Here is a 9071-nt window from a genome sequence, read left to right on the forward strand (position 1 = left end):
CGCCGCCATGACTCGATCCCGATCCCCCCGTACCGCTAAAAAACGCCCGTCTGGCCGCTCGCGTGCCTGGCTGGGCTGGGCCTTGAAGCTCAGCCTGGTCGGCCTTGTGCTGGTGGCGGGCTATGCCATTTACCTCGATGCCGTGGTCCAGGAGAAATTCTCCGGCAAGCGCTGGACCATCCCGGCCAAGGTGTATGCCCGGCCGCTGGAGCTGTTCGTCGGTCAGAAGCTGAGCAAGGCCGACTTCCTCATCGAGCTCGATGCCCTCGGCTATCGCCGTGAAAGCGTCGCCAATGGCCCGGGTGCGGCGGCGGTCAACGGCAATACCGTCGATCTCAATACCCGTGGCTTTCAGTTCTATGAAGGCATGGAAAGCGCACAAGCGGTGCGCGTGCGCTTCTCTGGCGACTATGTTGCCGGGCTCAGTGGCGCCAACGGCTCGAAACTCGACGTGGTGCGCCTTGAGCCGCTGCTGATCGGCGGCCTGTACCCGAAAAACCTCGAAGACCGCATCCTGATCAAGATCGACCAGGTGCCGCCGTACCTGCTGGAAACCCTGGTGGCCGTGGAAGATCGCGACTTCTATCACCACTTCGGCGTGTCGCCCAAGTCGATTGCCCGGGCAGTGTGGGTCAACACCTCGTCCGGCGCCATGCGCCAGGGCGGCAGTACCCTGACCCAGCAGTTGGTGAAGAACTTCTACCTGACCAACGAACGCAGCCTCAGCCGCAAGCTCAATGAAGCGATGATGGCCCTGCTGCTTGAGCTGCACTACGACAAGCGCGAAATCCTCGAGGCCTACCTCAACGAAGTGTTCGTCGGCCAGGACGGCCAGCGTGCGGTGCACGGCTTCGGCCTGGCCAGCCAGTTCTTCTTCAGCCAGCCGCTGTCGGAGCTCAAGCTGCACCAGATCGCCTTGCTGGTCGGCATGGTCAAGGGCCCTTCCTATTACAACCCGCGGCGCTACCCGGAGCGGGCGACGGTGCGGCGTAACCTGGTGCTCGACCTGCTGGCCGAACAGGGCGTGGCCACCCCGGAAGCGGTGGAAGCAGCGAAGAAAATGCCACTGGGTGTGACCAAGCGCGGCAGCCTGGCCGACAGCTCCTACCCGGGCTTCCTCGACCTGGTCAAACGCCAGCTGCGCCAGGACTATCGCGACGAAGACTTGACCGAAGAAGGCCTGCGAATCTTCACCAGCTTCGATCCGATCCTGCAGATGAAATCCGAAGCGGCCATGGCCGAGACCTTCAAGCGTCTGGCCGGGCGCAAGGGCGCCGATGAAGTCGAAGCGGCGATGGTTGTAACCAACCCGGAGACCGGCGAAGTCCAGGCCCTGATCGGTAGCCGCCAGGCAGGTTTTGCTGGTTTCAACCGCGCGATCGACGCGGTACGGCCGATCGGCTCGCTGGTCAAGCCGGCGGTGTACCTGACCGCCCTGGAAAAACCGAGCAAATACACCCTGACCACGTGGGTGCAGGACGAGCCGTTCTCGGTCAAAGGCGCCGATGGCCAGGTATGGAAGCCGCAGAACTACGACCGTCGTTCCCACGGCACCATTTATCTGTATCAGGGCCTGGCCAACTCCTACAACCTGTCGACCGCCAAGCTCGGCCTGGAAGTGGGTGTGCCGAACGTGCTGAAAACCATCGGCCGGCTGGGTGTCAACGTCGACTGGCCGGCGTTCCCGTCGATGATGCTCGGCGCCGGCGGCATGTCGCCGATGCAGGTCGCAACCATGTACCAGACCCTGGCCAACGGCGGCTTCAACACGCCGATGCGCGGTATTCGCAGCGTGCTCACCGCCGAAGGCGAGCCGCTCAAGCGCTATCCGTTCCAGATCCAGCAAACCTTCGATCCGGGCGCCATTTATCTGGTGCAGAACGCCATGCAGCGGGTCATGCGCGAAGGTACCGGGCGTTCGGTCTACAGTGTGCTGCCAAGCACGTTGAACCTGGCAGGCAAGACCGGTACCAGTAACGATTCCCGTGACAGCTGGTTCGCAGGCTTCAGCCAGGATTTGCTGGCAGTAGTGTGGCTGGGGCGTGACGACAACGGCAAGACGCCGTTTACCGGTGCCACCGGTGCGCTGCAGGTCTGGACCAGTTTCATGCACAAGGCCGACCCGCTGCCACTGGACATGCCGCTGCCCGACAACGTGGTGCAGGCCTGGATCGATCCGCATAGCGGCCAGGGCTCGGACGCCAGTTGCCCGGGCGCCGTGCAGATGCCGTATATTCGCGGAAGTGAACCGCCGGCCGGGGCCGCCTGTGGCGGTGAGCCGGACCCTGCCGAGTCCGTCATGGACTGGGTCAAGGGTTGGATGAATTAAGCATTAGCCTAGAGAGGGTGTGCAGTGAACAAGTGGTGGTTTCCAGCCTTGACGGCGCTGGCTTTGCTCAATGGCTGCGCCAGCAATCCGCGCGGCTCCATTCCCGTGGTCGACTCCAGTACCCGGGTCTCCAACAGTGAGCGGGTCACGGCCAACCGTGGCACGCCGGCGCAGGTCAATAATGGTACGCGCCAGGCGCAAGCCGTGCCGCAGGACTCCGGGGTGATGGTCATGGTCCCGCAGGGTTCCGGCGCCGCACCGATCCAGACCTTCCCGGCGGCCACCGGCGCCGCGCCGATCAGCACCGGCCCCATTACTCCGGGCCCGAGCAGTTCGACGCCGTTCGACAGCAGCTCGACCAACGCCGGCAGCTACACCATGCCGAGCACCAGCGCGCCGAGTGCGCCGAGCGGCATTCCGCGCTCCAGCGCTGCCAGCGGTGGCCTGTCGGCTGACGAACAGCTCGACGGCCCGGTGCTGGCGCTGCTGACCACCGCCCAGCAACAACAGAGCGGCGGCGACTACAACGGCGCTTCGTCGAGCCTGGAGCGTGCCCAGCGCATTGCCCCACGTGAGCCGCAAGTGCTTTACCGTCTGGCCCAGGTGCGCCTGGCCCAGGGCGATGCCGCTCAGTCCGAGCAACTGGCGCGCCGCGCCCTGACCTACGCCAACGGTCGCCCCGACCTGCAGGCCGGGCTGTGGAACATCATTGCCCAGTCGCGCGAGAAGCAGGGTGACTCGGCCGGTGCAGCGCTGGCCCGGCAGAAAGCCCAGGTCAACCTGTAATGGACCAACGCATCCTCGATATCGCCGATCACCTGCTGCTGATCGAGCGCGAGCTGCACGTCCAGGGCTGGTGGAGCGAGCAGCCGCCAAGCCCCGAGGCGCTGGCAAGCACAGTGCCCTTTGCGGTCGACAGCATGAACTTCGATCAGTGGCTGCAGTGGATTTTCCTGCCAAGAATGAAAGTGATTCTCGAGAACGGACTGGCGCTGCCAAATGCCTCCGGGATCCTGGTCATGGTTGAAACGGTATACGTCGACCGCCCGGAGCAAAGCCGCGAGCTACGCAGGCTGCTAGCAGAGTTTGACCAATTGATCAGTCCTTCTGCCTGAATTTCCCTCTTTTCACCCTTGGAGCCACAGATTGTGGCTCTTTTTGTTTGTATTGTTAGTATTTCTGCTGCTGTCACTGGTATTAGTGGTGGCTGTAGATAGTCCTTGGGCGAAATTGGCAATAATTTTTCTTGACTTGCGCGCGCCGAAAAAGAAGAATCCAGATTCCGCTGTAGAGGGACTGCCAGAAGCAGACCCGCTAAGCAGATCATGAGGCGCACACCCGCGCCGACCTGTTACACCCCGCAACGCGTTACCTCGCGCTGGGTGGGAAAACCCCGCAACACTTTGGGGCGCTCCCAATACTTGCTCAGTCAGTGCTGACGTAGTCGGCGATTTCGTCGCTCATGCTCTGCTTGGCAGTAAACCTATTAAGACCCGTCCACCGTGGACGGTATTCTGGCGTTTTAGAGGTGAACAACGTGGAGCTTTTATCTGGCGCTGAGATGGTCGTCCGCTTTTTGCGTGACGAAGGCGTTAAGCACATCTACGGGTACCCTGGTGGTGCTCTCCTTCATGTTTACGATGCCCTGTTCAAAGAACCGGAAGTAAGCCACATCCTGGTTCGTCACGAGCAGGCCGCAACCCATATGGCGGACGGTTACGCCCGTGCCACCGGCAAGGCCGGCGTGGTACTGGTGACCTCGGGCCCTGGCGCGACCAATGCCATCACCGGTATTGCCACCGCGTACATGGACTCCATTCCGATGGTCATCCTCTCCGGTCAGGTGCCAAGCACCATGGTCGGTACCGATGCCTTCCAGGAAACCGACATGATCGGTATTTCCCGGCCGATCGTGAAGCACAGCTTCATGATCAAACACGCTTCGGAAATTCCTGAAATCCTGAAAAAAGCTTTCTATCTGGCGCAATCCGGTCGCCCGGGCCCGGTCGTGGTCGATATCCCCAAAGACATGACCAACCCTGCGGAAAAGTTCGAATACGTCTACCCCAAAAAGGTCAAGATGCGTTCCTACAGCCCGGCTGTTCGTGGCCATTCGGGGCAGATCCGCAAGGCTGCCGAGATGTTGCTGGCTGCCAAGCGTCCAGTGGTCTATGCCGGTGGCGGCGTGATCCTCGGCGGCGGCTCTGCAGCCCTGACCGAAGTTGCGCAGATGCTCAACCTGCCGGTCACCAATACCTTGATGGGCCTGGGCGGCTATCCGGGTACCGATCGCCAGTTCCTCGGCATGCTCGGCATGCACGGCAGCTACACCGCCAACCTGGCCATGCACCACGCTGACGTGATTTTCGCCGTCGGTGCGCGCTTCGACGACCGCGTGGTCAACGGCCCGGCCAAGTTCTGCCCGAACGCCAAGGTTATCCACATCGACATCGACCCGGCGTCGATCTCCAAGACCATCAAGGCCGACGTGCCGATTGTTGGCCCGGTCGAGAGCGTGCTGAGCGAAATGGTCGCGACCTTGCGCGAAATCGGCGAGCAGCCAGACAAAGCCGCCATGGACGCCTGGTGGAAGCAGATCGAAGAATGGCGTGGCGATCGCGACATGTTCCCTTACGACAAGGGCGACGGCAGCGTGATCAAGCCGCAGACCGTGATCGAGACCCTCTGCGAAGTGACCAAGGGCGATGCCTTTGTTACCTCCGACGTGGGTCAGCACCAGATGTTCGCGGCGCAGTACTACCGCTTCAACAAACCCAATCGCTGGATCAACTCCGGCGGCCTGGGCACCATGGGCTTCGGTTTCCCGGCGGCCATGGGCGTGAAGTTGAACTTCCCGGACCAGGACGTTGCCTGCGTTACCGGCGAGGGCAGCATCCAGATGAACATCCAGGAGCTGTCGACCTGCCTGCAGTACGACCTGCCGGTGAAGATCGTCAACCTGAACAACGGCGTCTTGGGCATGGTCCGCCAATGGCAGGACATGGCCTACAACAGCCGTCACTCGCACTCCTACATGGAATCGCTGCCTGACTTCGTCAAGCTGGCCGAGGCCTATGGTCACGTGGGTATCCGCATCACCAGCCTGAAAGACCTCAAGCCCAAGCTCGAGGAAGCGTTCGCCATGAAAGACCGCCTGGTGTTCATCGATATCCAGGTCGACAACAGCGAGCACGTCTACCCGATGCAGATCAAAGACGGCTCCATGCGCGACATGTGGCTGAGCAAGACGGAGCGTACCTAATCATGCGGCACATTATTTCCCTGCTGTTGGAAAACGAACCCGGTGCCTTGTCTCGCGTGGTCGGTCTGTTCTCGCAGCGTAACTACAACATCGAAAGCCTGACGGTGGCGCCAACCGAAGACCCGACCCTGTCGCGTCTGACGTTGACCACGGTCGGTCATGATGAGGTGATCGAGCAGATCACCAAAAACCTGAACAAGCTGGTTGAAGTCGTCAAGCTGGTCGACCTCTCGGAAAGCGCGCACATCGAACGTGAACTGATGCTGGTCAAGATCAAGGCCACGGGCGCCCAGCGCGCGGAGATCAAACGCACCACCGATATCTATCGTGGGCAGATCGTCGACGTCAGCAGCAGCGTCTATACCGTTCAGCTGACTGGCGCCAGCGACAAGCTTGACAGCTTCATTCAGGCCATCGGTACCGCGTCCATTCTCGAAACAGTGCGCAGCGGCGTTACCGGCATTGCCCGTGGCGACAAAGTGCTCAGCATCTAACTCAAAAAATTAGCGATGGCCCTATGGGCCGAGATAACAGGGGTATTTTCATGAAAGTTTATTACGACAAAGACTGTGACCTTTCCATCATCCAGGGCAAGAAAGTTGCCATCATCGGTTACGGCTCCCAGGGCCACGCTCAGGCGTGCAACCTGAAGGACTCCGGTGTGGACGTCACTGTCGGTCTGCGTAAAGGTTCGAACACCGTTGCCAAAGCCGAAGCTCACGGCCTGAAAGTTGCCGATGTAGCGACCGCTGTTGCCGGTGCCGACCTGGTCATGATCCTGACCCCGGACGAGTTCCAGTCCCAGCTGTACAAGAACGAAGTCGAGCCGAACATCAAGAAAGGCGCCACCCTGGCCTTCTCCCACGGTTTCGCCATCCACTACAACCAGGTCGTTCCACGCGCTGACCTGGACGTGATCATGATCGCGCCAAAAGCGCCAGGTCACACCGTACGTTCCGAGTTTGTCAAAGGCGGCGGCATCCCTGACCTGATCGCGATCTACCAGGACGCTTCCGGCAATGCCAAAAACGTTGCCCTGTCGTACGCCGCGGGCGTCGGTGGCGGCCGTACCGGCATCATCGAAACCACCTTCAAGGACGAGACTGAAACCGACCTGTTCGGTGAACAAGCCGTTCTCTGCGGCGGTACCGTCGAGCTGGTCAAAGCCGGTTTCGAAACCCTGGTTGAAGCGGGCTACGCGCCAGAAATGGCCTACTTCGAGTGCCTGCACGAACTGAAGCTGATCGTTGACCTCATGTACGAAGGCGGTATCGCCAACATGAACTACTCGATCTCCAACAACGCCGAGTACGGCGAGTACGTGACCGGCCCAGAAGTCATCAACGCCGAATCCCGCCAGGCCATGCGCAACGCTCTGAAGCGCATCCAGGACGGCGAATACGCCAAGATGTTCATCAGCGAAGGCGCCACCGGCTACCCTTCGATGACCGCCAAGCGTCGTAACAACGCTGCCCACGGCATCGAAGTCATCGGCGAGCAACTGCGCTCGATGATGCCTTGGATCGCAGCGAACAAAATCGTCGACAAGGCCAAGAACTGATCTTGTCCTGATGCGATGAAAACGCGGCTTCGGCCGCGTTTTTTCGTTTAGGCGGTCAGCTTCTGGTATAAAGCTTCATCGTTTGTCGGCGAACCCTCGTCGCAGACGTCTGTCGAAACTTTCCACACCGTTGCAAGGTAATGTCCATGAGCGAACGTCCCGAAGAGCCGAACAAGGCCTCTGACGCCGAAAGCCTGCTACCGATCGATGAGCATGTTGAAGAAGGGCATGACGCCGAAGGACGCAAGGTTCGGCATCGCGGCATCTATCTGCTGCCCAACCTGTTCACCACTGCGAACCTGTTCGCCGGTTTCTATTCGATCATCAACTCCATGAGTGCCCAGGCGGCCCTCAGTGCGGGTGATCCACGCGAGGCGAGCAAGTATTTCGCCTTCGCCGCCATCGCCATTTTTGTCGCCATGGTCCTTGATGGCCTGGACGGCCGCGTGGCACGCATGACCAACACCCAGAGCGCCTTCGGTGCCGAGTACGACTCGCTGTCGGACATGGTTGCCTTCGGTGTCGCCCCGGCATTGCTGGCCTTCGGCTGGGCCTTGGGTGACATGGGCAAGGTCGGCTGGATGGTCGCTTTCATCTATGTCGCTGGCGCCGCGCTGCGTCTGGCGCGCTTCAACACCCAGGTCGGCAAGGCCGACAAGCGTTACTTCATCGGCCTGGCCAGCCCGGCGGCAGCCGGCGTGGTGGCTGGTACCGTCTGGGCTTTCAGCGACTACGGCATCCAGGGCTCGAAGCTGTCGTTCCTGGTGGCGCTGCTGGTGGCGGCGGCCGGTATGCTGATGGTCAGCAACATCAAGTACAACAGCTTCAAGGAGCTGGACCTCAAGGGGCGCGTGCCGTTCGTAGCGATCCTCGCCGTGGTGCTGGTGTTCGCGGTAGTCTTCAGTGACCCGCCGCGCATCCTGCTGCTGGTGTTCCTCGGCTATGCGGCCTCCGGTCCTGTGCAATACCTGTTGCGCATGCGTCGGCGGAAAAACATCGAGTGATGTAATTTCGCTAGGGCTCCGTAGTCTACTGGTGCATCAGTCCTCCAGTTCTACGGAGCCATCATGCTCATCAAGCTGCCCAAAGCCTCCGATTGCAAAGAATCGGACGTCACCCCCGAATCTCTCTATGTCTCTCGCCGCGCCATGCTTGGTGGGTCGCTGGCTGCCCTGGCGGCAACCGCGCTGCCACGCTGGGCCAGTGCTGCCGATCCATCGCGCTATGCCGATGTCGAGGCGGGCAGGGCGCCAGGCTGGTTCAACGACAAGCTCGCCGCTACCCAGTGGCAAGCCGTAACCGCGCCGGGGGAGGCGACCACGCCATTCAAGGACGCCACCCACTACAACAATTTCTATGAGTTCGGTACCGACAAGGGTGATCCGGCGGCCAATGCCGGCAGCCTGAAAACCGAACCCTGGACCGTGGTGGTGGATGGCGAGGTCGGCAAGCCCGGGCGTTATGCCCTCGAAGACTTCATGAAGCCCTACCAGCTGGAGGAGCGCATCTATCGTCTGCGCTGCGTGGAGGCCTGGTCGATGGTCATCCCCTGGTTGGGCTTTCCGATTTCGGCACTGCTCAAGCAGGTCGAGCCAACCTCCAAGGCCCGCTACATTCGCTTCGAAACGTTGCAGGACCCGAAGACCATGCCTGGTCAGCGCTCAAGCTTTGCCCTGATCGACTGGCCTTATATAGAAGGCTTGCGCCTGGATGAGGCGATGAACCCGCTGGCCATTCTCGCCGTCGGCATGTACGGGCGTGAACTGCCCAACCAGAACGGCGCGCCGTTGCGTTTGGTGGTGCCATGGAAGTATGGGTTCAAGAGCATCAAGTCGATCGTGCGCATCAGCCTGGTCGAAGAACAGCCACGTACCACCTGGCAGGCGATTGCCCCGGATGAATATGGCTTCTATGCCAAC

At 60.9% G+C, this 9071-nt stretch carries 8 protein-coding genes (1 of these 8 cut by a window edge); all 8 read left to right on the plus strand.

Going from position 1 to position 9071, the window contains the following annotated elements; genetic code table 11:
* The first annotated feature begins 7 nt into the window (after positions 1-7).
* Positions 8-2329 (plus strand): penicillin-binding protein 1B, encoded by a 2322-nt coding sequence (gene mrcB, locus JYG36_RS04655; RefSeq protein ID WP_213603212.1) that lies wholly within the window; start codon positions 8-10, stop codon positions 2327-2329.
* A gap of 24 nt (positions 2330-2353) precedes the next feature.
* The gene (locus tag JYG36_RS04660; RefSeq protein ID WP_213603214.1) at positions 2354-3115 is read left to right on the plus strand and encodes a tetratricopeptide repeat protein; all 762 of its coding nucleotides are present in this window, start codon (positions 2354-2356) and stop codon (positions 3113-3115) included.
* Positions 3115-3444, plus strand: coding sequence for a YqcC family protein (locus JYG36_RS04665; RefSeq protein ID WP_213603216.1), 330 nt, complete (start codon positions 3115-3117; stop codon positions 3442-3444). Before JYG36_RS04660 ends, JYG36_RS04665 begins: the two co-directional genes overlap by 1 nt.
* 422 nt (positions 3445-3866) lie before the next feature.
* Positions 3867-5591: an acetolactate synthase 3 large subunit gene (locus tag JYG36_RS04670; RefSeq protein WP_195885054.1), complete on the plus strand. Its 1725-nt coding sequence runs from the start codon at positions 3867-3869 to the stop codon at positions 5589-5591.
* Between the two features lie 2 nt (positions 5592-5593).
* Positions 5594-6085, plus strand: a complete 492-nt coding sequence (ilvN, locus tag JYG36_RS04675) for an acetolactate synthase small subunit (RefSeq protein WP_010223016.1) — start codon at positions 5594-5596, stop codon at positions 6083-6085.
* A 50-nt stretch (positions 6086-6135) separates the two neighbouring features.
* Positions 6136-7152: a ketol-acid reductoisomerase gene (gene ilvC, locus JYG36_RS04680; RefSeq protein ID WP_045199667.1), complete on the plus strand. Its 1017-nt coding sequence runs from the start codon at positions 6136-6138 to the stop codon at positions 7150-7152.
* Between the two features lie 146 nt (positions 7153-7298).
* Positions 7299-8156, plus strand: coding sequence for a CDP-diacylglycerol--serine O-phosphatidyltransferase (pssA, locus tag JYG36_RS04685; protein WP_010223018.1), 858 nt, complete (start codon positions 7299-7301; stop codon positions 8154-8156).
* A 63-nt stretch (positions 8157-8219) separates the two neighbouring features.
* A protein-coding gene (gene msrP / locus JYG36_RS04690; protein ID WP_195885053.1) for a protein-methionine-sulfoxide reductase catalytic subunit MsrP crosses the window boundary here: on the plus strand, positions 8220-9071 show its 5' portion. Its footprint extends 162 nt past the window's final position; the window shows 852 of its 1014 coding nt (coding positions 1-852); the start codon lies at positions 8220-8222; the stop codon falls past the right edge of the window.

It is taken from the genome of Pseudomonas sp. SORT22, assembly GCF_018417635.1.
In the GTDB taxonomy this organism is placed as follows: Bacteria; Pseudomonadota; Gammaproteobacteria; order Pseudomonadales; family Pseudomonadaceae; genus Aquipseudomonas.

Coding starts and splice junctions, on each gene's coding strand:
- mrcB (WP_213603212.1), top strand. CDS start 8: ATGACTCGATCCCGATCCCCCCGTACCGCTAAAAAACGCCCGTCTGGC.
- JYG36_RS04665 (WP_213603216.1), top strand. CDS start 3,115: ATGGACCAACGCATCCTCGATATCGCCGATCACCTGCTGCTGATCGAG.
- ilvN (WP_010223016.1), top strand. CDS start 5,594: ATGCGGCACATTATTTCCCTGCTGTTGGAAAACGAACCCGGTGCCTTG.
- ilvC (WP_045199667.1), top strand. CDS start 6,136: ATGAAAGTTTATTACGACAAAGACTGTGACCTTTCCATCATCCAGGGC.
- pssA (WP_010223018.1), top strand. CDS start 7,299: ATGAGCGAACGTCCCGAAGAGCCGAACAAGGCCTCTGACGCCGAAAGC.